Annotated in this window: 20 protein-coding genes and 2 tRNA genes; 9 read left to right on the top strand and 13 right to left on the bottom strand. The window is 53.7% G+C overall.

Annotated features, from left to right (window positions below; genetic code table 11):
• Positions 1-22 precede the first annotated feature (22 nt).
• From RDQ42_RS00810 to RDQ42_RS00780, 7 genes are all read right to left on the bottom strand, one after another.
• Complete coding sequence (locus RDQ42_RS00810) at positions 23-685, bottom strand: amino acid ABC transporter permease (protein ID WP_308588079.1); 663 nt, start codon at positions 683-685, stop codon at positions 23-25.
• A gap of 476 nt (positions 686-1,161) precedes the next feature.
• A complete protein-coding gene (locus tag RDQ42_RS00805; RefSeq protein ID WP_308588078.1) occupies positions 1,162-2,175 on the bottom strand; it encodes an ABC transporter ATP-binding protein in 1,014 nt (337 codons plus the stop codon).
• A gap of 49 nt (positions 2,176-2,224) precedes the next feature.
• Complete coding sequence (locus RDQ42_RS00800) at positions 2,225-3,283, bottom strand: ABC transporter substrate-binding protein (protein ID WP_308588076.1); 1,059 nt, start codon at positions 3,281-3,283, stop codon at positions 2,225-2,227.
• 23 nt (positions 3,284-3,306) lie between these two features.
• On the bottom strand, positions 3,307-4,116 hold the full coding sequence (locus RDQ42_RS00795) for an ABC transporter permease (RefSeq protein ID WP_071428088.1): 810 nt from the start codon (positions 4,114-4,116) through the stop codon (positions 3,307-3,309).
• A gap of 5 nt (positions 4,117-4,121) precedes the next feature.
• Complete coding sequence (locus tag RDQ42_RS00790) at positions 4,122-4,919, bottom strand: DUF169 domain-containing protein (RefSeq protein WP_071428090.1); 798 nt, start codon at positions 4,917-4,919, stop codon at positions 4,122-4,124.
• Positions 4,920-5,400: 481 nt separating this feature from the next.
• A tRNA-Ser gene (locus RDQ42_RS00785) sits at positions 5,401-5,491 on the bottom strand.
• 47 nt (positions 5,492-5,538) lie between these two features.
• Positions 5,539-5,626: transfer RNA gene (locus tag RDQ42_RS00780), tRNA-Ser, on the bottom strand.
• Between the two features lie 304 nt (positions 5,627-5,930).
• Between RDQ42_RS00780 and RDQ42_RS00775 the strand changes: the two genes are divergently transcribed.
• A complete protein-coding gene (locus tag RDQ42_RS00775; protein ID WP_054331568.1) occupies positions 5,931-6,281 on the top strand; it encodes a sporulation initiation factor Spo0A C-terminal domain-containing protein in 351 nt (116 codons plus the stop codon).
• Between the two features lie 18 nt (positions 6,282-6,299).
• Here the strand turns inward: RDQ42_RS00775 and RDQ42_RS00770 are convergent, their stop codons facing one another.
• Positions 6,300-6,563 carry a hypothetical protein gene (locus tag RDQ42_RS00770; RefSeq protein ID WP_054331569.1) on the bottom strand — a complete coding sequence of 88 codons (264 nt, stop codon included), beginning with the start codon at positions 6,561-6,563 and terminating at the stop codon, positions 6,300-6,302.
• A 224-nt stretch (positions 6,564-6,787) separates the two neighbouring features.
• Between RDQ42_RS00770 and RDQ42_RS00765 the strand changes: the two genes are divergently transcribed.
• Positions 6,788-7,876: a hypothetical protein gene (locus RDQ42_RS00765; protein ID WP_071428092.1), complete on the top strand. Its 1,089-nt coding sequence runs from the start codon at positions 6,788-6,790 to the stop codon at positions 7,874-7,876.
• Positions 7,877-8,170: 294 nt separating this feature from the next.
• On the opposite strand, the gene RDQ42_RS00760 is transcribed toward RDQ42_RS00765, so the two are convergent.
• Together RDQ42_RS00760 and RDQ42_RS00755 are read right to left on the bottom strand one after the other, a co-directional pair.
• On the bottom strand, positions 8,171-10,747 hold the full coding sequence (locus RDQ42_RS00760) for a heavy metal translocating P-type ATPase (RefSeq protein WP_308588073.1): 2,577 nt from the start codon (positions 10,745-10,747) through the stop codon (positions 8,171-8,173).
• Positions 10,737-11,138: a helix-turn-helix transcriptional regulator gene (locus RDQ42_RS00755; protein WP_054331573.1), complete on the bottom strand. Its 402-nt coding sequence runs from the start codon at positions 11,136-11,138 to the stop codon at positions 10,737-10,739. Before RDQ42_RS00755 ends, RDQ42_RS00760 begins: the two co-directional genes overlap by 11 nt.
• Positions 11,139-11,535: 397 nt before the next feature.
• On the opposite strand from RDQ42_RS00755, the gene RDQ42_RS00750 reads away from it, so the two are divergent.
• Positions 11,536-12,495: a hypothetical protein gene (locus RDQ42_RS00750; RefSeq protein ID WP_231358224.1), complete on the top strand. Its 960-nt coding sequence runs from the start codon at positions 11,536-11,538 to the stop codon at positions 12,493-12,495.
• Between the two features lie 121 nt (positions 12,496-12,616).
• Here RDQ42_RS00750 and RDQ42_RS00745 read toward each other — a convergent pair whose 3' ends face one another.
• The gene (locus RDQ42_RS00745; protein ID WP_054331575.1) at positions 12,617-13,435 is read right to left on the bottom strand and encodes a MerR family transcriptional regulator; all 819 of its coding nucleotides are present in this window, start codon (positions 13,433-13,435) and stop codon (positions 12,617-12,619) included.
• Positions 13,435-14,334 carry a DNA-3-methyladenine glycosylase gene (locus RDQ42_RS00740; protein WP_231358226.1) on the bottom strand — a complete coding sequence of 300 codons (900 nt, stop codon included), beginning with the start codon at positions 14,332-14,334 and terminating at the stop codon, positions 13,435-13,437. Before RDQ42_RS00740 ends, RDQ42_RS00745 begins: the two co-directional genes overlap by 1 nt.
• Before the next feature lie 252 nt (positions 14,335-14,586).
• Here RDQ42_RS00740 and RDQ42_RS00735 point away from each other — a divergent pair, with 252 nt between their 5' ends.
• The 5 genes from RDQ42_RS00735 (at position 14,587) to fusA (ending at position 22,322) form a co-directional block, all read left to right on the top strand.
• Positions 14,587-15,246 carry a DUF6062 family protein gene (locus tag RDQ42_RS00735; RefSeq protein WP_231358227.1) on the top strand — a complete coding sequence of 220 codons (660 nt, stop codon included), beginning with the start codon at positions 14,587-14,589 and terminating at the stop codon, positions 15,244-15,246.
• Between the two features lie 464 nt (positions 15,247-15,710).
• Complete coding sequence (locus tag RDQ42_RS00730; RefSeq protein ID WP_054331577.1) at positions 15,711-15,974, top strand: hypothetical protein; 264 nt, start codon at positions 15,711-15,713, stop codon at positions 15,972-15,974.
• Positions 15,975-16,336: 362 nt separating this feature from the next.
• Positions 16,337-17,134: a 23S rRNA (guanosine(2251)-2'-O)-methyltransferase RlmB gene (gene rlmB / locus RDQ42_RS00725; RefSeq protein WP_054331578.1), complete on the top strand. Its 798-nt coding sequence runs from the start codon at positions 16,337-16,339 to the stop codon at positions 17,132-17,134.
• Between the two features lie 31 nt (positions 17,135-17,165).
• A complete protein-coding gene (locus RDQ42_RS00720) occupies positions 17,166-19,841 on the top strand; it encodes a hypothetical protein (RefSeq protein WP_195254287.1) in 2,676 nt (891 codons plus the stop codon).
• Positions 19,842-20,246: 405 nt separating this feature from the next.
• Positions 20,247-22,322 carry an elongation factor G gene (gene fusA, locus RDQ42_RS00715; RefSeq protein ID WP_231358229.1) on the top strand — a complete coding sequence of 692 codons (2,076 nt, stop codon included), beginning with the start codon at positions 20,247-20,249 and terminating at the stop codon, positions 22,320-22,322.
• Positions 22,323-22,459: 137 nt separating this feature from the next.
• Here fusA and RDQ42_RS00710 read toward each other — a convergent pair whose 3' ends face one another.
• Positions 22,460-23,152 (bottom strand): hypothetical protein, encoded by a 693-nt coding sequence (locus RDQ42_RS00710; protein WP_054331582.1) that lies wholly within the window; start codon positions 23,150-23,152, stop codon positions 22,460-22,462.
• 134 nt (positions 23,153-23,286) lie between these two features.
• Here RDQ42_RS00710 and RDQ42_RS00705 point away from each other — a divergent pair, with 134 nt between their 5' ends.
• Positions 23,287-23,787 (top strand): DUF4830 domain-containing protein, encoded by a 501-nt coding sequence (locus RDQ42_RS00705; RefSeq protein ID WP_054331583.1) that lies wholly within the window; start codon positions 23,287-23,289, stop codon positions 23,785-23,787.
• The last annotated feature ends 256 nt before the right edge of the window (positions 23,788-24,043 follow it).

Genomic DNA, 24,043 nt, shown 5'->3' with positions numbered 1-24,043 from the left:
GATATTTTCTCCCCAAGCAGTTTTAGTACGCCCGATTCAGTCGTTTTTCCAGCATCTTTTGCAGGAAATTGATGAAAATGGTGATGATCCAGTAGATGATGGCGGCCACAAAAAAGGCTTCAAAGAAGTTGTAAGTTGCTATACCGGCCATATTGGCGGAGGCCATCAGCTCCGCCACACCGATGGTAAAGGCCATAGAACTGCCTTTTACCAGGTCCACAAAACTATTGCTCAGAGAAGGTACGGCAACCCGGAAGGCCTGTGGGAAGACAACCAAGGAGAAAATCTGCAAGCTGCTCATGCCAATGGAAATGCCTGCTTCACTCTGGCCCTTTTCTACAGATGAGAGGGCGCCCCGCAGGTTTTCCGCCATATAGGCGGACATATTCAAAGACAGGGCAATTACCACGGCAGTATAGCCGGTCATTTTGGCAAAGAAGGGAATCCCCATGTTGCCAAGCCCAAAATAAATCAAATACAATTGGCAGAGAGCTGGGGTGCCGCGGAAAAAGGAAACATACACTTTAAGAATAGGCGTAATTATTTTTACGTTATAGTAGATAATGGATGAAATTATAATTGCTAAGGTCAGAGAAATGATCAATGATAGGATTGCCAGGCTGATTGTATGCTTTGTTGCAGCAATCAGCTGTGGGATGATTTTGACGATAAATTCGAAATCCAAAATGTCCTCTCCTTTTTAATTGTTTGACTTTTATCAGCTTACGTCGAATGCCACCAGAAATCAAATTGTTTTTTTGAATTGAACCGAAAATTCAATTGACTTTTTCTATTTTTTATTCTGTTTTTCACAAAATTCGACCATATTTTTTATTATATATTTTTGAAAATAGTTGAGAATTTGAATTTTTGATTTTGCAATTGTGAAAAGTGAAAGGCGGAAATATTCTTTTCGGAATTATTCGGAGTTTTTTAATATGTCTAAATAGGGATATAGAAGAAATGAAAAATTGTCCTGTGTTCGATAGTATAAAAAGAATCCACATAAACACAGTTTATGTGGATTCTTTTTATATGACTCCCCAAAACGGATTTCCAGCAAACAAAAAGCGGATATCTGGAGGTGATCACCTGTAAAAATGGTTGAAAGACCGGCGTTTATATGTGTGTATGCCCCAGGGAGAAATGGAGTAGCAAGAGTTATGCTTCGTAATGGATGACATCTTTGTTGTCTAGCATAAGATAAACAGTATCGCCTCTATAAAACTGATGTTGCCCCTCATAAAGTTGGTCCACATCCAACTGCAGCTGACCTGCCGTCACTGTGTAACGGATGACGTTGCCTTGATAGATCACCTGCTTGACCACGCCTTCCAGGGTGAATTGTCCTTGGGAAGGAGGGGTATCGGAAAGGCAGATGCTCTCTGGGCGCACGGCATAACTGCCACTGGGATCCTGAGTAAAGCCAAGGAGAGCCCAAAGTTCCCCCGGGATGATATTGTAATGGCCGATGAAGCTGGCCGCGTAGTGGGTCTTTGGGGAAAGGTAGAGCTCCATGGGGGAGCCGCTCTGTTCAACGCGCCCTGCGTTCATCAGATAGATCCGGTCGGACATCCGCATGGCTTCTTCCTGGTCGTGGGTGACGAATATAGTAGTGATCCCCAGGGATGTGTGAATGTTTTTGATGCGGATTTGCAGTGCTTTGCGCAACTTGGCATCGATGGCGCTGAAGGGCTCGTCTAGCAACAGGACCTTGGGGTTTGTCACAATCCCACGTGCTAGGCTGACCCTTTGCTGTTCCCCACCGGAGAGCTGAGAGGGGTATTTTGCCTCACTGCCCTCCATCTCGATGAGGGCTAGGGCCTCTTTCACCTTTTGGTCAATCTCGTTCCGAGGCATCTTTTGAATGCGAAGCCCATACGCAATATTGTTGTATACATTCATGGAAGGGAAGAGGCTGTACTGCTGGAAGACCATGGCCAAGTTGCGTTGGCGGGGGCTTACATGAGTGATGTCCTCTCCGTCGATCCGGATGCTGCCAGAATCGATGCCCACCAATCCAGCGATGCTCCGCAGCAGGGTGGTTTTGCCGCAGCCAGATGCCCCCAGCAAGGTGATGAATTCCCCTTTTTCAATGGACAGGTTGATCCCTTTAAGAATCTGCCTGCCGTCTTCAAAGGTTTTGTTTACCCCTTGGATTTCAATATAACTCATGGATGCCTCCCATAAAACGTGAGAATTGGGCCCGGTTGGAGAGCTGAGGCTAGTTTGCCTGGGCGTAGCCGTTTTCGATGGCTTTTTCCACAAAGCTCATGTCTACTGTGTCTTCGTAGGATAGGTCTGAGGTGATGATGCCGGAACGTTTGGAAAAATCTACCACGGCGTTTTGCCCTTCCTCGCTCACATAGCCATTCTTGCTGAATGCGCCGCGCATAATTTCAATTTTATCGGCAAGATCTTCGGTGGCCATGCCGGGGAACAGCTCCGCGAGGACTTCGGCCGCCTCTTGGGAGGTGTGGTTCTGGAGCCAGTCAAGCCCCTTGCAGGTGGCGTTGACAAATGCTTGGACGATCTCGGGATTCTCGTTTTTATAGGCTTCGGTGCAGAGAATGACCTCGGCAGGGAAGGAATCGCTCTTCAGATAGCGGGCGGCGTCCTCCGGTCTGCGGGTATCCACCAGATAGCGGATGCCCTCCACCTCATCGGCCTCTTTGTAGTTGTCTGCATTGATGAACGCAGCCTGGATTTCATTCTTCTGCAGTGCAGCGACAACCGCACCCTTGTTCAAATTGACCAGAGTGACATCCTTACCGATTTCCAGGCCGGCTTCTTCCAAAATGGCGACACAGAAGGTGTAGGGGGCGGAGCCAGGGGTGCTTGCAAAGACGGTTTTGCCCTTCAAATCTTCCACCTTTTCAATATCGGAAGTGCTGACAAAGGAGTAATAGCGGGTGTCCAGCATGGTGGCGATAACAGAGGAACGCTGGTTCTGCTCTTGGGCTTTCAGCGAGACCTCTTGTGACAGGATGCAGAACTGGGAATCCCCGGTGTGCATGCTTTTGAAGCAGTTGGGGCCATCGTCGATGCGAAGGAGCTGGACATCCAGGCCCTCCTCCTCATAGTAACCCAGTTGGTAAGCCAGGTACATAGGGGCCCAGCTTACGCCGCGGAATTCGGTGACAACGACCTTTTGCAGTTCCCCAGTGGAGGAAGAACTGCCGGAGGGGGTGCTGTTTTGGTTTGTGGTGTTGCCGCAGCCGGCGAACAAAGCTGAGAACATCAGCACAGCTGCCAGCAAAATGGAGATACGTTTTTTCATCATGTTTCCCTCTTCTTTCATTTGTTTTAATCGGCTGCCGTTTTTAAGGAAAGGTTGCTCTCCGTCCTCCAGTGGAGGATCCGCCCTTCCAAACGGTCGAGAACCCAGTTGAGAGTGCGGTTAAAAACCAATAAGATCAAGACGCAGGCCAAAACGCGATCGAGGTCAAAGTAGGAGGCAGCAAAGGATATCATCCATCCAAAGCCACCGGAGGCTCCGATGTATTCCCCCATGATGGCGCCTACCATGCACGAGCCAATCCCGCTCCGGATGCTGGAGATGATCCAGGGGGCGCAAGCGGGAATAACCACTAAGGTCAGTGTTTGGAATGCATTTGCCCCCAACAAGCTAGATGCTTCAATCCAGCGCTGATCCAGGTTTTTAATGGCGTTATAGGTGGAGCCGAACACACCAAAAAACACCATCATCCCGGCGAGGATTACCTTGGACTTAAATCCAAACCCAAACCATAGAATGTAAAGAGGCGATAGAGTAAGCTGGGGAATTCCGGCAATAGCTGTCAGGATAGGGGTTATCACGCTGCCTAAAAATTTGATTTGGCTAAACAGCACTCCGAACCCAACTCCGAATGCGGTACCAAAAAACAACCCGGACAAAGCTTCTCCAATGGTAATGGAAGCATGGTGGGCCAGTTCACCGCTCATGGTAAACTCATACAAATCCGCCAATATTGCGCTGGGGTAGCTTGTGTAAAAAGGGTTCAATACACCAATGCGAGTATTGTATTCCCAAAGAGCCAAGAGGGCGAAAATAATAGCATACCGCACACCTGCCGTCACTGCCGCCCGATTTCGTCTCCCTCTGTTTGTGGCCATATCCATTACTCCTTTGAAGACCGATCGTTTTTTAAAAAGTAGGTGCGCCCATACTGGATATCCAGGTCGTAGAGGGAGTCCCGGCGAAGGTCCCGTTCTATCTCCGCCTTTCGGCGATTGCGCTCAATGGCGTTGACTGTGTTTTGTATTCCCCGCACCAAACCGGCAAATTTGCTGTAGGCAACCCCAATGGCGACCTCACTCTCCTTCCAATTTGTCCGGTAGCGAGTACCAGCACAGAACACGGAAAGGTTAATACACTGGTTGATATAAGGGTAATTGGTGCACTCCACACAGACTGCTTGGTTCCCGCTCATGCAGAAATTATTCTGTAGTCCGTAGGTGCAGGTATAACCCTGGACAATTCTCATAGCTTCCCTGGTATTTGTTATAAACAGCACCACGTCGGGTTCTTCCTCAAAACACTCTAGCGGCATGATGACAATTCCGTAGAGCGGGCGGTTTAGAATGGCAAATTTCAAAGCTACTGACTTGGCAACCTGCTGGTTTTCATAGAGGCCCAGGGCCATACCCGATTCACCGGTATAGTATTGTGGAGCAGGTGGTACGAACCCCAAAGCCCTGGAAGAACCGCTACAGCCTGAGGTATCTTTGGTAAGCTTAATCCGGTTTCCGCTGCTGGCAGAGGCTACAGCCTGGCAGTAATACATGGGGCGGAGCGGCTCAATAGCGTCTATGCAGTCAAACCTTTCTTTTTCGTAGATAAACTGGACTCCGACGATACGCCGGTCAAGATCTAACAGTGCGTATGCTCGTTTGGTAATATCCTGTTGCCCATCCATATTGAGCCCTCCTTATTTTTTGTAACTTTTTATATTCTATCTTACAAGACTGAATATTTCCAATTGATTAATCCAATGGAAAGCCGAGGCATATAGATTCTGTTGATACAAATTTCGACAAAATATGAAAGAAGAATATAATAAGATTGTCTCTTAGTTAAAAAGCATAACAAGACCGCCACAGAGAGGGAATAGGCACAAAAAGGGAAAACCCCCAGTCAGGCGATAGAACCTGGCCGGGGGTTTTCCCTTGATATTGGTTTGTGTCAGTTAAAGCATACTAGATAGCAGGCGAGTTGTAAGGATTGAAAAAAGGAAAAGGTCTGCTTTAACAGGACCTCTTCCTTATGACCACAACATCGTTTGCACAGAATGCTGTGGATATGATTATATAACTGTTACAAAATAGATACCGTTTGGGCACGGGCACAAAACTTTAAAATAGAAAAAACCTGCGGTCGCGAATTGCTGACCGCAGGTTTGGCGGAGATGGAGGGACTCGAACCCTCGCGCCGGTTTCCCGACCTACGCCCTTAGCAGGGGCGCCTCGTCACCAACTTGAGTACATCTCCATAGTGACTTGCCATTCCAGTTATTGAATTGTATGCCATGGAGAATTTGGCGGAGAGGGTGGGATTCGAACCCACGGCTCTCGACGAGTCACTGGTTTTCAAGACCAGCTCCTTAAACCGCTCGGACACCTCTCCATATAGCGACAATAGTTATACTACCATAGTATTGCCCAATAGTCAAGAGAATTTCCAAAAAATCCAGTGTTCTGGCATCAAATTTTTTCTATAGAAAAGGGACGGGCTCCTATTGATTTTTCTGTTATTTTATAGCATTTACCGGATTGTAGAATGATTGGGGGAATTCTTCGAAAAACTTTTGATTCTTCTTAATTCCCTACAATTTTGTGGTCAAATAATGACTTGTTTTGACTGATTTTCACCAATATGCGGAAATTACGGTATTCTGGCGTTAACCCATACAACGAAAGGATGACGCATCATGAATCACATCGAACGAACATTGCGCAGAATTGGAGGGAATTCCACCAATGCGGGATACCGTTACCTCGCTTATGCACTGGAACTCCTTCTGGAGATGGAGGAGTTCCCCTTCCGCAAATTGATCAACGAGATTTACAGCAAAGTGGCGGAGAAGTTTGACACCACCCCAGATGCAGTGACCCGATCCATTGCCAGGACGGTGGAAGACATCTGGGTACACGGAGATAAAATCTTTCTTCAGGAAATCGCCGGCCGGCGTTTGGTGGAAAAGCCTTTGCCCAATGAGTTGATCTACTATTTGGTGACCTACTTGAAAGAGCAGGAAAACGCTGCTGTTCTGGCAAAGTAGGGGGGGAGTCACGCCGTCTCAATCCATTTTGGGGAGGCGGTAGGCGATCATCTCCCGCCTGGCCTGTTGGGCGGTGAGACCCACAGCCAACCCGGCCCGCAGCCTGGCGGCGTCGATGCTGTTTGCCTCTACAAGAATCCGTTCCCCACTCAGGGAATGGAACACCTGGTACAGCTGAATTTCTTGTTTGCCTGCCCGCTTTGCCACCATTTCAGGGGTGTCCCATTCCTCTACCAGCCGGTGGGCTGCTTGGAGCCAATGCTGCAACTGCTGACATACCATCCCCATGCCTCCCTTTTCGACATGATAGCTTATTTTTATTATATCGAACATCAGTTCGCCATTCAATAGTGTTTTTCGACAAATTCTCGAAGATATTTTGTTTTCCTTCCTCTTAAAACAGTTTTTTGAAAATGGGCAGAGAGCATGGGGAAAACCAGCTGGAAACCCGTCTTTTCGTTTACCAAAATTTAGGCTATAATCAAGGGGAAAGGGGAGGATGTCCCATGGCGACATTAAAACAATCTCTGCGGCTCCAAGGCGCGCTGGAAGCAATGGACACAGCCCAGCGGGCGCTTTCTTCTGCGGCATTCCAGGTCTTTGACACGTCCCTTTTTTCCGCGTGGGAGGATTCACTGCGGATACAGGACAACTTCCCCCACAGCGGAATCAGCCAGATTTTACTGGGTGTGGGGGAGGCGTTTGCTCAGCAAACCCATTGGGGGACAGCTGGCTTATCCAGCGCCGCCGCTGGGCTGGCGGATTCTCTGCCAATGGGGAACTTCCTGGCTCAGGAGAATTTGGCGCAGGTTCTCCAGGGGATAGAGCCCGCGCTGGAGTGGCAGAGGAATTGGGAGATCAATCACCCTATATCCGGAATGGAGAGAGCCCTTCGCTCCGCAAATTCCGCGTTCTCTGCAGCAAAGGATATAGGCGGGCTACAGCAGGCGCTGGAAGAGGCTTCCCGTGTCTCCCGGCTCTGGGGACAGGATCTGCCTGGCATTTTTGACGCTGCCGCTGCCGCCGGAGGGCTACTGCGCGCTTTGGAGCCCGCCTGGTGGGAACAGAATGCCCTCCAAGTGGAGGCGGTGGGCCAGGCATTCTCCGGCTATGCCCAACGCCGCTGGGGGATGTTTGACGGCGCCTGGGAGGACGATGTTCCCCAGCCAGTGGAGAATATGGAATATGAGGCGATTTTCACCCATTGCTGCGAGCTGCTTACCGACCCCTTCCACCTCAATGAACGGGCGGCGGACTTTGTAAAAAATCTGTTCTATGCCAACCCGGTCCTAGCCGCCCTTGTCTTTGTGCTGATGGTCAACACGATTCTCCCCAAGATTCTGTTTCAAACGGTACCGAAAAAGCTGGGGGAGAGCATCTGCCGGTATGAGTCGGTCAAGCTGCTGGGGGAACTGGACGCCATGGGCGGCGGCTCCTACCGCACCTTTGAGGCGGTCGACCCGGCCACGGGAAAAAGCTACCCCATCGCCGTGGGGCCGAAGGGGGAGGCGGCCATCCTAGACCAGCCCTCTGGGGAGGATGCGCCCAAGACCCCGACGCTCCAGGAACCTCTGCGCCCAGAGGAACAAGGATAGGAATTTTTGCGAGGGGAAGGAGGGGGATCTTATGCCACAAAAGGGACGGAAACTATTTTCGATCGACGGGTTGCCCCAGGAGCAGCCCCGGTGCCAGGGGATGGCCATTCCCCAAGGGGAGGCGGAGCGGTGGGAGTTTTCTGCGTTCCCTATTCAAAGTGCGGCCGCGATGCCGGGTAGCCCCGGTTTTGCGTGGATTCCCTTTAGGGCTCCATGGAATACAACAGAAATAGGAAAAGGCCCTCCGGTATCTGCCGGAGGGCCTTTTATAAAGGAAAAAGGGGAGACAAAGGGTTATTGTTTGACGCGCATAATGCGGGTCGCGTTGAGCACTGCGCAGACACTGACGCCTACGTCGGCCACAACAGCCATCCACATCTGGGCCATGCCCAGGGCACCCAAGGCTAGCACAACAGCTTTGACACTAAGGGCGAAGACGATGTTGAATTTGGCGATGGACATATTGCGGCGGCAGATCTCAATGCAGCGGGGCAGGCTGGAGGGCTTGTCGGATAAGAGGACCACATCTGCGGCCTCGATGGCGGCATCGGTGCCGAAGCCCATTGCCACGCCCACATCGGCCATGGCGAGAACTGGAGCGTCGTTGATGCCGTCGCCCACAAAGAGGGTGACACCATTCTCGTTTTTGATTTTTTCCAGATGGGAGACTTTGTCCTCGGGGAGCAGTTCGGCGTAAACCTTGTCGATGCCGACCATCTCCTGGACTTTGCCGGCGGCGTAGGCCGAGTCGCCGGTCAGCATCACGGTGTTGGAAACACCCAGTTTCTTCAGGTTCTGGATGGTCTCCTTGGCATCCTCTCGGGGGTTGTCAAACAGGGTGATATAGCCCACCAGCTTACCGGAGACCGCCAGATAGATGTTGGCTTCCGGCTGGCCGGAGATGTCCACCCCGTTGTCCTCCATGAGACGGTGGGAGCCGCAGAGGACATCCTGGCCGTTTCTCTTGAGGGAGACGCCTTTGCCGGTGATCTCGCTGTAATCGCTGACGCCGGAGAGGTCCACATTGGGGTGGTTGGCCACCACGGCCTGGGCCATGGGATGGTTGGAGTAGCTTTCGGCGATGGCAGCCAGCTCAGCGACTTCCTCTTCTGACAGGTCAGAGCAGGACACCACCGAGGTGACCGACAGCTTGCCGCTGGTAAGGGTGCCGGTTTTGTCAAAGACCACACAGTTGGCTTTGGACAGAGTTTCAATGTATTTGGAGCCTTTGACCAGTACGCCGATTTTGGAGTTGGCGCCGATGCCGGCGAAGAAGGACAGAGGGATGGAGATGACCAGGGCGCAGGGGCAGGAGGCCACTAGGAACACCAGGGAACGGCCCACCCACATGGAGAGCTCGCCCATGCCCAGCAGCGGGGGCAGGAAGGCCAGCGCCGCGGCGGCAAAGATGATAAAGGGGGTGTAGACCTTGGCAAACCGGGAGATGAAGTTCTCGGTTTTGCCCTTTTTGGCAGTGGAATCCTTGACCATCTGGATGATGCGGCTGGCGGCGGAATCGTGGAAGCTGGCGGTGGTCTTACAGGTCAGCATGCCGTCCACATTGACCATACCGGAGAGGAGGGTATCGCCTTTTTCCACGTTGCGGGTCAGGCTTTCGCCGGTGAGGGCCGAGGTGTCCATAGCGGAACCGCCCTCCAGGATGACACAGTCGACAGGCACCTTTTCGCCGGGTTTGACTACGATGGTGGAGCCGATCTTCACGCTCTTGGCAGCCACGGCAACCACCGAGCCGTCCGGCCGGACCAGGTTGGCGGTGTTGGGGCGGATCTTGGTCAGTGCTTCAATATCCCGTTTGCTGCGGGCGATGGCAGAATCCTCAATCAGGTTGCCCACCCGGAACAGGATGGTGACCATGACCGCTTCAGAGTACTCGCCGATCAAGAAGGCGGCGATGACCGCGATGGTCAACAGGGAGGTCTCATCGAATTTCAGTCGGCAGATCTTCTTGACGCCGCCCCACAGCAAGGGGAGAGCGGCGGTCAGGGTGGCCAGCACCATCAAGGGGAGCTTTGCCACTTGGGGCAGGGGCAGGAAGGTCACAGCCAAATAGATGACTGCGGCTGCCGCCACCATCCGCTCGGGGTAATCGTAATAGAGGTCCATAAAGTGGAACTCTTTTTTTGTGGTCAATGCAGGCTTTTCCGCGGTGGCTACAGCGGAGTGGGAGTGTTCATGGGTGTGCTCGTGCCCATCTTCGCAGCCACAGCTGCATTTTACATGGCCGGTGATGCTGTCGTCGTGGGAGTGATGGTGGTGATGATGGTCGTGACCGTCCTCGCATCCACAGCTGCACTTCACATGTCCGGTGATGCTGTCGTCATCCTCGTGGGGATGATGGTGGTCGTGGCCGTCTTCACAGCCGCAGGTGCAGTGGATGTGGCCGGTCAGGCTGTCATCCTCATCTTCGTGGGAGTGGTCATGGCCGCAGGAGCAGGACTCACCGTGCTTGTGCTCATGGTGGTGATGGTGGCCGTCCTCACAGCCGCAGGTGCAGTGGATGTGGCCGGTCAGGCTGTCGTCCTCATCTTCGTGGGAGTGGTCATGGCCGCAGGAGCAGGACTCGCCGTGCTCGTGCTTGTGCTCATGGTGGTGATGGTGGCCGTCTTCACAGCCGCAGGTGCAGTGGATGTGGCCGGTCAGGCTGTCGTCCTCATCTTCGTGGGAGTGGTCATGGCCGCAGGAGCAGGACTCGCCGTGCTCGTGCTTGTGCTCATGGTGGTGATGGTGACCGTCTTCACAGCCGCAGGTGCAGTGGATGTGGCCGGTCAACTCATTCTCTTCCTCATGGGAATGTCCACAGGAGCAGGTCGAAACGCCTTGGTTTTCTTGTTCAGATACCTTAGTGCTCATGATGATCTTCCTCTCTAATGTGTTTTAAGCCCTGGCTGATGATGGAATAAATGTGCTGGTCATCCAGAGAATAGTAGATGGATTTGCCCTCCCGCCGGTTTTTTACCAGACGGCTGGCCCGCAGCAGCCGCAGCTGGTGGCTGATGGCTGATTGGGAGATCCCCAGCAGATCCGACAGATCGCAGACGCACATCTCGCCAGGCAATAGGGCGCAGATGATGCGGATGCGGGTGGAATCCCCGAAGATTTTAAAGGTCTCCGCCAAGTCGAACAGTTCGTCGTCGCTGGGCATCTCCTGGATGGCGGCCTGAATGCTGCTTTCGTGGGGATGGTATTCCTCACAGAGGATTTCCTCGGTTTCATCAATACTTTGGTAGATGTCCTTGCTCATGGCGTACCTCCTTGTGTGTCCGCTTAATCTGAACATATGAATATATATTCATGTTTCGCTTTTATCATACTCAATGGGCTTTATTCTGTCAATGGTTTCGATAGAAAATTTTGCCGAAAATTATCGGCATTTTGAACAATGTTTTTCCGGTAGCCCAATTGGGAGGCAGTTTTTCTAGCGGGGAACCCACCTTTATGATACAATAATCGAAAAGCGATCATTGGGGAAGAAATCCACAGTCCGTTGTTACAAGCGCTGCTTGTAACATGCGCAAAATTGCTTTTAGCCACACAGTGGCACGCAATTTTGAGGGACCGCCCTCCCGCGCAAAGCGGCACCGGGATTTTTCCGGTCTGTACAGATTGTGGAGGAAAGATGGAGAGAAGGAGGAATCGCCATGGAAGAAAAACTGGATAAACTATTAAAACGGCAAACCGTCCTCATCGGGGTGGTCATCCTGTTGGGTGCGGCGCTGATGTTGGCCCATACCACCATCCGCCGGCTGGATGATCGGATGACCCAGATGCAGAACACAGTGGGGCAGCTTGACAGCAGGACCCAGCAGGAGATTCAAAACGGCCTTTCCCAGATGCAGAATATCTTGGACCAGCAGGCGTCGATGCTGGCTGATGGCCGTATCACCATCGGAAGCTTGAACACGGATGGGGAGGAGCCAACCACCACTGTGGATTTGGCGGTTGTCCCCAAACAGGTCGCCCCTGGGGCAGTGGTATCGGTCCGCCTGTTGGATGATGCCTACCCGGATTGGAGCATGACCCTGCCAGCCACACTGGCGGAGGACGGCCTCACCTACACCGCCACTGCCACCATTCCGCTGATCGAACAGCTTCGGGTACAGATGATTGTAGAGAAAAACGGGGTCAAGACGGTGGAGTACCTGCCTTGGTATGAACCGGTTCGGGACCGGTTCCTGATGGAAGTCAGCATCTCCCGGTCGGGCAGCAGCAGCCGCAGCGGGGCGAAAACGGAGTGGAATATGGACTTCCTTATCCATTGCTACGATAAGTTTTATGACGACCGGCCGGATCAGTATCCGGTCTCCGGCACGTTGACCTTGGTAAAAAACGGGGAGGCAGTCCAGTCTTCCCCCATCTCTTTCGAGGACATGGGGGATATTAGTTATGAGGCCGAAGCGAAGATGAAGACCGCGATCCCCGTGGCGGAAGGGGATCAGGTGGAGTTTGTAGTGGAGGTGCTGGACAACCATGGCTTCACCTACCGCCATGTTTTCCCCGAGGAACGGGACGGTGCCTGGGACATAGGGGAAGAGAGCTCCATCCTCTACAACGGCAGGGAGCTGACCGGCGATGCCCTGTTTCCCCAAAAAGCGGAATAGTCAAAGAAAAGGCGGGGCCAGGCCCTGCCTTTTTTGCACCTGTCTTTCTAAAACACCGGTTAAAATCCGGAGAGATAACAAAATGGACAGGGCGAAAGCCCTGTCCAATGGTTATATCCTGCTATTCGATGAAAAAATCCTGCCCGCGGCGGTCCAAAGGGACTTCAAGGCGGTAATCCCAGCGGGATACGCCGGTGAACACCACCGACTGCACCAAGAAGGTTGGGGAGGACTGGTATTCTTCCTGGGCGACCCGCAGAAGGTCTTTGGAAGCTTCCTCCAGCTTGTCCTTGGGACAAGAGCGGATCAGATACCGGCTGGGGGAGAGATCGCGCACCTCTGTCTCCAGCGGGGAGTAATGGCGGCAGATGGAAAACAGCCGGGATTTCTTCCCCTTAGGGGTGAACCAGGTGATTCGCCGCAGGCCTTGGTCTAGAACCATCTTGCGGGGATAGGCGGCCCGCTGGCGGATTTCCTCTTCCAGAAGGCAGAAGTTTTCCGGCGTGGGATCGCTGAGGGAATTGGAGAGGAAAATATGCCGCACTGGCGTCTCGCTCAAGCTGTAGCTGGGCTCCTCCGGGTGGCTGAACAGCTGCATTTGCAGCTCGTATTCCCGGCGCAAGGCGCGGAAGCAGTTCTTTTCCTCCTGGAGGAAGGCGATTTCCTCATCGATATTTTTCTCCGATTCCCGGAAAAAGGAGAGAAATACAGTTGGATCCTCTTGACTCAGCAGCGCGGAGATCTCTTTTAACGAGGCACCGTGGCGCTTGCAGTATTGGATGATCAACAAGGTAAGCAGCTCCCGGTTGGAATAATACCGGTATCCGGAACCGGCGGCAACACAGGCGGGCTTTAGCAATCCAATGCGATCATAATGCCGCAGTGTTTCAATGGTGGTGCGGGACTTTTGTGCCGTATCGCCAATGGAATAAAGTTGCATTACAGTTCCTTCTCCTTCCGATGGGGCTTGTGGGCCTTTTTTCCAGTGGAATCTTGGGCGAGGTGCTGGGGCAGGGCATCCGGGCAGAGGCGTACATAATGAAAGAGATATTGTTGTGCCAGGCCTGCGTAGGGTCGGGCACAGTCCGGCAGGCCGCCGGGGAAAAGCTCCTCCATAGCCCGGCGGATCCACACGTCCACCGGGACGCAGTCGGTGCGCCCGCAGCCGTAGAGGAGGGCACAGTCCGCCACTTTGATCCCCACCCCCAATATCTGCATCAGGGACTCTTCTGCCTCTTGGAGGGGGAGGGTTTTCAGGGATTCCAAGTCCACACGGCCATCGGCCACCCGGCGGGCAGCGTCGATGACATAGCGGGCCCGGAACCCACAACGCAGCGGTGCCAGATCCTCCGGCTCCAGGGCGGCGAGCCGCTGAGGTGTGGGAAAGGCATAACAGCCGCCGGCCAAAGGCTCCCCAAAGGTTTCACACAGCCGGGCCACAATTCCCTTGATCCGCTTGATGTTGTTATTCTGGCTGAGGATGAAGGTGCACAAGGCCTCCCAGCTGTCCTGGCGCAGCACCCGGATGCCGGGGGCGAAGTCAATGGCTTTTTTTAAAACGGGGTCCAGGCAAAGGGCCTCTTTGACCGCGGTGTAGTCGGTACCCAGGTCAAAGTAGGGCTCCCAATAGGCGTCGTATTCCTCGCGGGTGCAGTTGTAAAAGGTGAGCTCTTCCCCCTCCATGGCAAGATGGCAAGGCCGGTTTAAGGCGACGCCGAAAAATGAACCGTCGGGCAGTTCTTCCCATCGGAAGCATTGACCGCAGTCCAGCGTTTGGGCTAAATCCAAGTCGGTCACGCCGCAGACAACCAGGTTTCCATCCCGCTCTAAAATCTTCATTTCTATCCCTCCACGATCAACAGCCAATGTATCCCATAATAACACAGTGAGAGAAAAAAGCAAACAAAATTTTTTGTCAATTATTGACTAAATCAGAAAATTTTTATAGAATTTTTGTATTTTTGTGGACACAATATAGGCGCAAAATGGCAAAAATAACTTTATTTTGTGACAATTTTGGGAGCTTGTTCTTGCAAGGAACTGGTCACTCCCATATACTTAGAACAACGAACAACGAAAGGAGCGCTGTGGATGAGGGAAACGCTGTACACCATCCCGGTATGGGATGGATTTGGCTCGGGGGAGGGGTGCCCCCTCTGCCGGATTTATCAAATCTTGGAGAAGCAGGCCCTGAGCGGCATTTTGGGCCCCGCCATGATGGAGCCCTCCATCCGGGAAGAGACCAATCGGTTGGGCTTCTGCCCCCGTCACATGGGGATGCTGGCCCGCCAGGAGGGAAAGCTCCCCTTTGCCCTCCTGCTTCAAACGCGGGTAGGGGAGCTGCGCCGGGAACTGAGAAGCCAGCGGATTGGCGGCCCCCGATTGGATAGACTGTTGGGGGGATGCTACCTCTGCCAGCAGCTGGAGCGGTCGATGGCAGCCATGGCGGAGAATGTAGCCCTCTGCTGGGCAGAGGATCCCCGCTTCCGGGAGGTGTTTGCCCAGTTGGACAACCTTTGCCCAGAACATGGATGGCTGCTCCTCACGGCGGGGAAGGGCCGTCGTAGCCGGGAGTTCCACCAGGCGGCCGCCGAGGCATTGGACCGCTCGCTGGCCAAATTGGAGGGGGAGATCGGGGCGTTCTGCTCCTCCTTTGATTACCGGAATGCAGGAAAAAATGCACTGACCTTACAGGAGAAAGGGGCGGTGTCCAATGCTGTCCAAAAGCTGTCTGCCGGGAAGTCTGAATAATCCGCTGTATAAAACTATTTGTAACAAAATTTTTTCGCACAAGCCCCAGGGAGTGTTTTCCCCAAAGGTAGAAAAAACAAAAAGGTGGGCATGATCTGATCTTTCCACACTTTCCACAGAGTTTTCCACAGGCTTATCCCAAGTTTTTCACCGGTAGTTCAGGGAAGCAAATTTTTACAATTAGTATAATCCATAGGGGATTTTGCCTTTTTCCGGCAAAAAATGGGGAAATCAGGAAAATGACCCTCTTGACAAACACATCTTGTGCCAGAATTGACACGTTTTTTACAAAAAACACAAGATTTGGTATGTCTTATTCCCGGCAAGGCAAATTACCCCAACCTGGAAAAAATGTATATCGTCCCGGATGGCGTCCACACTAACAACTGCCAGGGAACACGGCCAGGTGCAGGAAAGGGAAGGATTTCCGCCGTGCTTCCCATTCAACTAGCGGAGGTGGAGCCATGTTAAGAGGCGTAAATAAAAGCATCATCGAGGTTCTTGAGACCGAGAACCAATATTTTGAAAAGGCGATTTTGTTCATCCGTCCAGGCCACAGCGATGGGGATGAGGGCGTGCTGAAAACAAAAGCCCGAGAGTATCTCTCTGGCATCAGCTACAAGCCCGCTGCAGCCCGGCTGAAGAAGCCGCTGGTGTACTCTGCGCTGAAGCTGGGTTCCGCAGCTGCCCTGGGGGCGACTGCTGCCGCCATTTTTTTAAGAATGTAGAAAACTGTTTTTCTAAGGGGAAAAATGTGGTACAATGATCGCAAAGCGATCATTGGGGAAGAAATCCCTCTCGGGCGGAGCGCCCTCCCGCCGCAAAGCGGCAATCGGAATTTTTCCGGTCTGTGCAGGCTTTATGGTATAATAGCCACAGTGAAACTGTGACATTCGAAGAATTGCTTGCAGGGTGAAGCCCTTTGCGGCGAGAGCCGCTCCGCAATTCTTATGGTCTGTGCAGACTTTGTGGTACAATGGTCGCAAGGCGGCCACTGGGGAAGAATCCCCAGCCTTAGACAGAAATAACGTTGACAGAATGGGGAGCTGATCCCCTTACATACCGTTCACATCGGACGATAGGAGGAACCATGAGGGAACAACAAAAACCATTCTCCCCCAAACCGCGGGAGGAGAAAGAGTTTCAGCTGCGGGAGGACGTGGTCCTGGGCCGCAATGCGGTGACCGAACTGCTCAAAAGCGGTCGGGAAGTGGAGACGGTTTACATACAAAAAGGGGAGATGAAGGGAAGCATCCCCCGCATAGCTGCTATGGCCCGAGAGAGGGGCATACCGGTCAAAGAGGTCAACGGCCTGAAGCTGGACTCCTTGAGCGGGCCCAACAACCACCAGGGAGTGGCGGCCATTACAGCGGCTTATACCTACAGCACGGTGGAGGACATCCTAGCCCGCGCCGGGGAGGAAGCCCCCTTTATTATCATCGCCGACGAAATCGAAGACCCCCACAACCTGGGGGCCATTATGCGGACCGCCGAAGCCGCCGGGGCCCATGGGCTCATTATCCCCAAGCGGCGGGGGGTGGGGCTCACCGCCACTGTGTCCAAGACTTCGGCTGGGGCGATGGAACACCTTCCAGTGGCCCGGGTATCCAACCTGGTGTCCACCATTGAAGAGCTGAAAAAGAAGGGCATCTGGGCTTATTGCGCCGATATGGACGGCCAGCCCTGGTGCTCGGTGGACTACGCCGGCGGGGTCGCCCTGATTATCGGCTCGGAGGGACAGGGGGTCAGCCGCCTGGTCAAAGAAAGCTGTGATTTTACGGTGGCGCTGCCCATGCGGGGGGAGATCAACTCCCTCAACGCGTCGGTGGCTGCCGGCATTGTGATTTATGAGATCGCCCGCCAGCGGATGGGGCTCAAGGCAAAGTAGCCCGGCAACTACAGCAAAGGAGAGAATTGAGATGGACAAGAACCAGAGCGTTGACGATATTCTCGAAGAAATCAAGCGGAAGAAGGCGGCCCGAGCCCAGGGAGAGGAAGCCCCAGCCAAGGCGCCTCAATCCGCTCAGGAGCTGTTCAGCAGCGCCAAACGCCCCCAGCAGGAAAGGCCCGCCCCAACGGAGGCTATCCGCGGCGGGAAAGAGGAAGAACCCGCCTCCAAGCCCCGCCAGCGGGCGCCGGAGGAGCTGTTCAGCAGCGCCAAGCGTTCCCAGCAGGAGGCCCTCGCCAAAGGGGCTGCCCCGGAAGCCGTCCGGGAAATCCCCCGGGCGGAGCGAGCCGCCTTCCAGGAGGTGGAGCCGGAGCCCATTGAAAACGTGGAGGCCTATTTTTCCTCGGTGTTCCGGGCGAACGGGCTACTGAGCAAACAGACCGATGAGCCAAAGGCGGCAGCCCAGGCGGAGACAGTCCCCCATACAGAGCGCAGTGCGGTGGCGGTGGAAGAGCCACCTAAGGCCGAGGAACGCCGGGAGCACTTTGCGGTCAAGATCGACGACAGCGAGTTTGGGGAGCTCCCCCCCCAGCAGGGGACCAGCCGCCGGTCCCGGTTCGCGGTGGAGGAGGATTCCGCCCGGCCGAAGATCCCACACAAAAAAGGGGAAGGGGAGAAGCCTTCCCACAAATTAAAGCTCTTCCGCCGGGAGGACTTGGAGGAAGAGGAGGAGGATCCCATCTCCCGGTTCGACGGGATGGCGGGAAACCGCTTTCAGCGGGAGGATTTGGGCGCCACCCAGATGAGCATCCCCCTCTCCAAAGGGGAGGCCCCGCGAGAGGATGACAGCCTCACCCGGGCCCTGCCCCCTATGGCTGGGCGAAGCACCCCCTTCCAAGATCAGCGGCAGAAAAAGGCCGCCCAATTCCGCCTGAACGCCCCGCTGGAGGAGGAGCCGATTCAGCGCGCTGATGAGCTGGACGACTACGACAGCCCGGAGGATGCCCCTTCGGTGGCCAAGGATATCTCCTCCACCAAGATGCGGCTGTGGGTGCAGCTGGTGCTGCTCATCCTGTTGTTCGGCATCTCCACCTATTTCGCCTTTTCTAAAAACCTGCCCCTTCCCCTGCCGGAGTTCATGTTCCCAGAGAGGGATATGCAGACCTTCCTTGGGGTGAACTTAGGGGTGATGATCGCCGCAGCGGTGGTCAGCTGCACCACAGTGGGCGGGGGCCTAATCAACCTGTTCACCTTAAAAGCGGACAACGACAGCGCCGTGGCTCTGGCGACGGTAGCGGCCATCGGCCAAGGGGTGGCGCTGGTCATCGGCTTTGAGCATATGGCAACCCCTGGCGTCCACTTCTATTTCCCCATTGTCATCGCCGGGCTGTTGTTCAACATCCTGGGCAAGCTGTTCCTCATCAGCCGGGTGCAGAAAAACTTCCGGGTGGTGTCCAGCGACTATGAAAAGCACGCCCTTTTGATGGTGGGCGACCGGAACCTCTCCCAGGAAATGACCCAGGGCTTGGATTTGGAGGAGCCCCATGTGGCCTACTCTGCCCCAGCGGAGTTTTTGACCCGGTTCCTCGACTGTTCTTACAGCGAGGATCAGTCGGAGAGCATCAGCCGCATCTCCACCCCCATTTTAGCGGGGTTCAGCCTGCTGGCTTCCATTGTGTCCTACTTCATCAGCCGGGATTTGTACTTAACCCTCACAGTGTTCACCGCCACCTTATGCATCTGCGCCCCCTTCACCAGCGCCATTGTGGGCAACCTGCCCCTCTATCGGGGCGCCCGGATACTGTCCAAATCCGGCGCGATGATCGCCGGGTATGAAGCTCTGGACCACTTCGATGATGCCGGGGCCTTGGCTTTGAACGTCAACGAGCTGTTTGAAGACGGTTCCATGACTCTCCACGGCATCAAAGCCTTTGCCGACCAGCGGATCGACGAGGCCATTGTGGATGCGGCCAGCGTCATCGCCGCCTGCGGCGGCCTTCTCACCGATATCTTTATGCAGATGATTGGCGGCAAAGAGGAGCTGCTGAAACCGGTAGACGACCTGGTGTATGAGGATGGTATGGGCCTCTCCGCCTGGGTAGACGGCAAACGGGTGCTCATCGGCAGCAGGGAGCTGATGCTCAACCATGAGATCCAGACCCCTGACCGGGATTATGAATTGAAATTCCGCCGGGACGGGCGGGAGGTGCTTTACATCTCCAATTCCGGGGAGCTGACCGCCATGTTCATCGTCAGCTACAACCCCAGCCCCGACGTGGTGGATGAACTGGCTGAGCTGATCGACCGGAACATCTCCCTCATCATCCACACCACCGACCCCAACGTCACCAGCCAAAAGGTCTCCGACCTGTTCAGCTACCCTTCGGACCTGATCAAGATCCTCCCCGCCAAACTATACGGAGAGTTCGACCGGCTGACCAGCCCCCGGAAGCGGGCGCGGGCGGAAATTGCCTACACCGGCTCCATTCTCTCCAAGCTGCAGGTCTTTAAGACGGTGGCTACCCTCAAGCGCAGTGTCACCACCGGCACGGTGATTCAGCTGGCCGGTCTGGTGTTGGGGTATGCACTGGTCATCTTCTTCGCCTTTACCGGCTCGATGTCGCTGATGGGCTTTGAGTCGATGCTGCTGTTCCAGATGTTTTTCGCACTGGCAGCCATCATTGTCCCCAGCTTAAAGCGGCTGTAATTAGCCAAAGAATTTGCCCTGTTCCCTGAGATCTCTGGAAAAATATGGGGGAATTGGGGAGGTTTCAAACAAATATTGTGGAAGCCTCCGGCACAGTTTGCCGGGGGCACATCCTCCGAGAGGCCCTGGCATCGCAGCCAGGGCCTCTTTTGGCAAAAGGGGAGAAAACCGGTGGATTTTTTTGGTTTTCTCCGAAAAAATCTACAGGTTGCACAAGGAAGAACCCGGTTTTTGTATGGGGAAGATTAGTGTTTTTTACAGAAAAGCTTGAATATGTGAAATAAAAATTATATAATTATGCTATATTCCAATTCAATCAGCCGGCTGCACAGCCCTATTTTATAAAAGATGCAGCACGTCCGGCAGCGACCGGGCAATCAAACTACAAAAAGGGGAGAATTTGTTATGAGACAATACCTTGCGGGCAAAATCAGAAACGTCGCGTTGGCAGGCCACGGTGGGAGCGGAAAGACTTCTTTGGCGGAAGCCCTTCTGTTCAAAGCGGGAGCTTCTGACCGGCTGGGCCGGGTGGAAGACGGAACTACCGTCTGCGACTTCGACGCCGAGGAGACCAAACGCAAGGTGTCGGTATCCTCTGCTGTGGCCCCTTTCGCCTGGGGCAGCACCAAGATCAACCTGTTGGACACCCCCGGCCTGTTCGACTTTGCGGCTGGGTTTTATGAGGGCGTCCGCGCAGTGGAGAGTGTTTTGATCACCGTTTCCGGCAAGGACGGCGTCACCGTCGGCACCGAAAAAGCATATCAGCTGGCCTTGGACCAGAACAAAGCCCGGATGGTCTTTGTCTCTAAAATGGATACCGACAACGCGGATTTTTACAAGGTTCTAGAAGAGCTGAAGGCCACCTTCGGCCCCAGCATCTGCCCCATCGTGGTGCCTTATGTGGAGAACCACAAGGTCCTGTGCTATATCAATTTGATCGACAACAAAGCCTACACCTACAATGACAAAGGCGAGCCCAGCGAGACTGCCATGCCTGACTTCGGCCACCGGCTGGAGGGCCTGCGGGTCGCCATCTCCGAAGCCGTTGCCGAGACCGATGAAGAATTGTTTGAAAAATACTTCTCCGGCGAGCAGTTTGACCGGGATGAGATCATCCGCGGCATCCATACCGGTGTGAAAAACGGCACCATCACCCCCGTCCTCTGCGGCTCCGCCTTCACTATGGAAGGTGTGGATATGCTGCTGGACGCCATTGTCGACCACCTGCCCTCCGCATGGGAGAGCGGCGGCGAAGTGGCTGAGGATGCCGAGGGCAACCCCGTGGAGATCGAATGTACCGACGAAGCCCCTTTGTCTGCCTTTGTCTTTAAGACGGTGGCTGACCCGTTTGTGGGCAAGCTCTCCTATGTAAAAGTGGTTTCCGGCAAGCTGGCCTCTGATTCGAACCCGGTCAACGTCCGCACCGGCCAGACCGAGCGCCTGGGCAAGATTATTTACACCAGAGGCAAAAAACAGGAGGATACCGCCTTTATCACCGCCGGCGATATTGGCGCCATCACCAAGCTCTCTGAAGCGGTCACCGGCGATTCCCTCTGCGACCCTAAGCGGGCGGTTAAGTTTGAACCCGCTGCGTTCCCACATCCCACCCTGACCATGGCGGTCAAGGCCAAAAACAAAGGGGATGAGGGCAAAGTGGCCCAGGCGATGCAGCGGCTGATGGAGGAAGACCCCACCATCTACTTTGAGCAGGATGTGGAGACCAAACAGCAGTTGATTTCTGGCTTGGGCGAGCAGCATCTGGATGTGGTGGTCTCTAAATTAAAGAGCAAATTCGGGGTGGAGGTTGAGTTGAAACAGCCTCGCGTCGCCTACCGGGAGACCATCCGCAAAAAGGTGAAAGTCCAGGGCAAACACAAGAAACAGTCCGGCGGCCACGGCCAGTATGGCGATGTCTGGATTGAGTTTGAACCCTGTGACAGCGACGGCCTGGTGTTTGAGGAGAACGTATTCGGTGGCTCGGTTCCCAAGAACTTCTTCCCCGCTGTGGAAAAAGGTTTGCAGGATTGCGTCAAGAAGGGTCTGTTGGCGGGCTATCCTATGGTCGGGGTAAAAGCCACCTTGCTGGATGGTTCCTATCACCCGGTGGATTCCTCGGAAATGGCCTTTAAGATGGCGGCTACGTTGGCCTATAAGGCCGGTATTCCTCAGGCGTCCCCTGTGCTGCTGGAACCCATTGGCAACCTAAAGGTTTTGGTCCCCGACACTTATACTGGCGACATCATGGGCGAATTGAATAAGCGCCGTGGCCGGGTGCTGGGAATGAACCCCACTGCAAACGGCCTCCAGGAGATAGAGGGCGAAGTCCCCATGAGCGAGATGGCCGACTTCACCACCGTCCTGCGGTCCATGACCCAGGGCAGAGGCAGCTTTATCCTGAAGTTTGAACGGTACGAGCAGCTCCCCTCCAACCTGGAAGCCCAGGTAATCGAGGAGGCCAAAGCCTTGGACGAGGCAGAATAATCCCACCAATAAAAGCGGACGGCAGCTGCCGCCCGCTTTTGCTTATGCAAAAGCCCCGCTCCAACATCGGGAAGCGGGGCTTTATAGGTAGTTCAGCGATGGAGTCTCATTAAGGAGAAATTGAAATTTGAGGGGAGTTAGACCTTTGTCAATTGTGCTGCCCGCATACTCTCCGCACTGGGGTCCTCCCCTTGCTTTAAGGGGATTGTAAGCTGGTACCAAAGTATTCTGTTTTGGTTTGATTTTTCCATTGTGTAGCTTATTTGGAGTTCGCGGATGTCACAATATTCCCGCAGCTGAGGATAAACAATCAGCCCGCATTGGATCATTTTATCCTTTATGGATTCAGGCGGCTCAACGGTTTCTTTGTTGTAAAGAAATAAACGAATTCTCGCACGAGTTGTTTTAAAATCCCAAACAGTGGAGTATTGGGTAACCGAAATTTTAACCTCTTCTGGCAACACAACGTTACAGGCGTCAATAGCTTTCTGCAAAGCGGAGCCGGGGGAAAATGCGATGTTGGAATCGCGGATTTCTCCTGTGTTGATTTCATAATCCAGTGTAGGATTGGGCCCATCGGCTTCGATGTACAATTGATAACAGCTAGAGACTGGATTGTAGTGGGCGAAGTAGGTGTCACTTTTTAGGGTCTGGTAATTGCTCCAACCATAAGCTTTTAGTACAACGGTTGCTGCTACGTCGCCCAACAAGGGAAACCATCCAGTAGACATCCCCAATAGAATGTATACTACCAAAAGTGGTAAATAAATCCAACTTTTGCGAAATATTGAGGCTTTGCCTAAGGCCTTACGTGTCGATTGAGAACCCATAGCCTACCCCCATTCGCGAACCAAGGTAAAATTAGCCTGCTTAACGTTTGCTTATAGTATACCATAAACAAAGGTCACTTAAAAGGCATGCCTGCCCCATTTTCTGCATAGAATGGGGCAGGAGGTGAAGCGGTATGTTTATCGTTTCCTTTAAGATGAAAGGCAAAAAGCTGCTGGCCCTCTGCTTGGCGGCTGTGGCTGTAGCCGCCGGTGGGGCGGCAATCAAAGAAAAAGTCTGGGAGATTTCCTGGCAGACCTCTGCCGCAGCCCCTGCGGAAAAGAACCTGAAGAAAGGGAAATTGACCGCTAAAACGGCAGAGGACCGCTTGAATTTGATCGCTGGCTGGGGTTGGGAAGTGGACCCCGACCCGGTGGAGATTGTGGAGGTAGCTATTCCTCAGGAGTTTGACGACGTCTATGAGAACTATAACAACCTGCAAAAAGAGCAGGGGCTGGATCTGACCAAATACCGGGGCAAGCGGTGCAAACGGTATGGCTACCGGGTGAAGAATTACCCCGATTCCAGCGAAGAAGTGCGGATCAACCTACTGGTGTACCAGGGCAAGGTCATCGGCGGGGATGTTTCCTCCACCCAGCTGGATGGGTTTATCCAGGGGTTGGCGAGGCCGTCCTAAAGTCATATCTGAATGCATAGGTAACCGAAAATACACCGCTTTCGCCGATGAGACGCTTTCCCGGAGGGGGTCCCCCTGGGAGGGCGTTTTGTTTTGAGCGGTTTGCCAAATTCATAACAAACTCATCTATAAAATGGACGAAGGCCGCTGACGAATCCGGAAAATATTTGGAGAAACGGTGAAAAAATGCATCCTTTTGGGGAGAGAATTGAAAAATCCTTTCCAAAATGGTATACTGATAGCCAACGTTTTGAAG

Origin of the sequence: uncultured Merdimmobilis sp. (assembly GCF_902471145.1) — a bacterium.
Classification (GTDB): Bacteria; Bacillota; Clostridia; order Oscillospirales; family Ruminococcaceae; genus Merdimmobilis; species Merdimmobilis hominis.
This window is presented reverse-complemented; position numbering and strand designations above follow the sequence as displayed.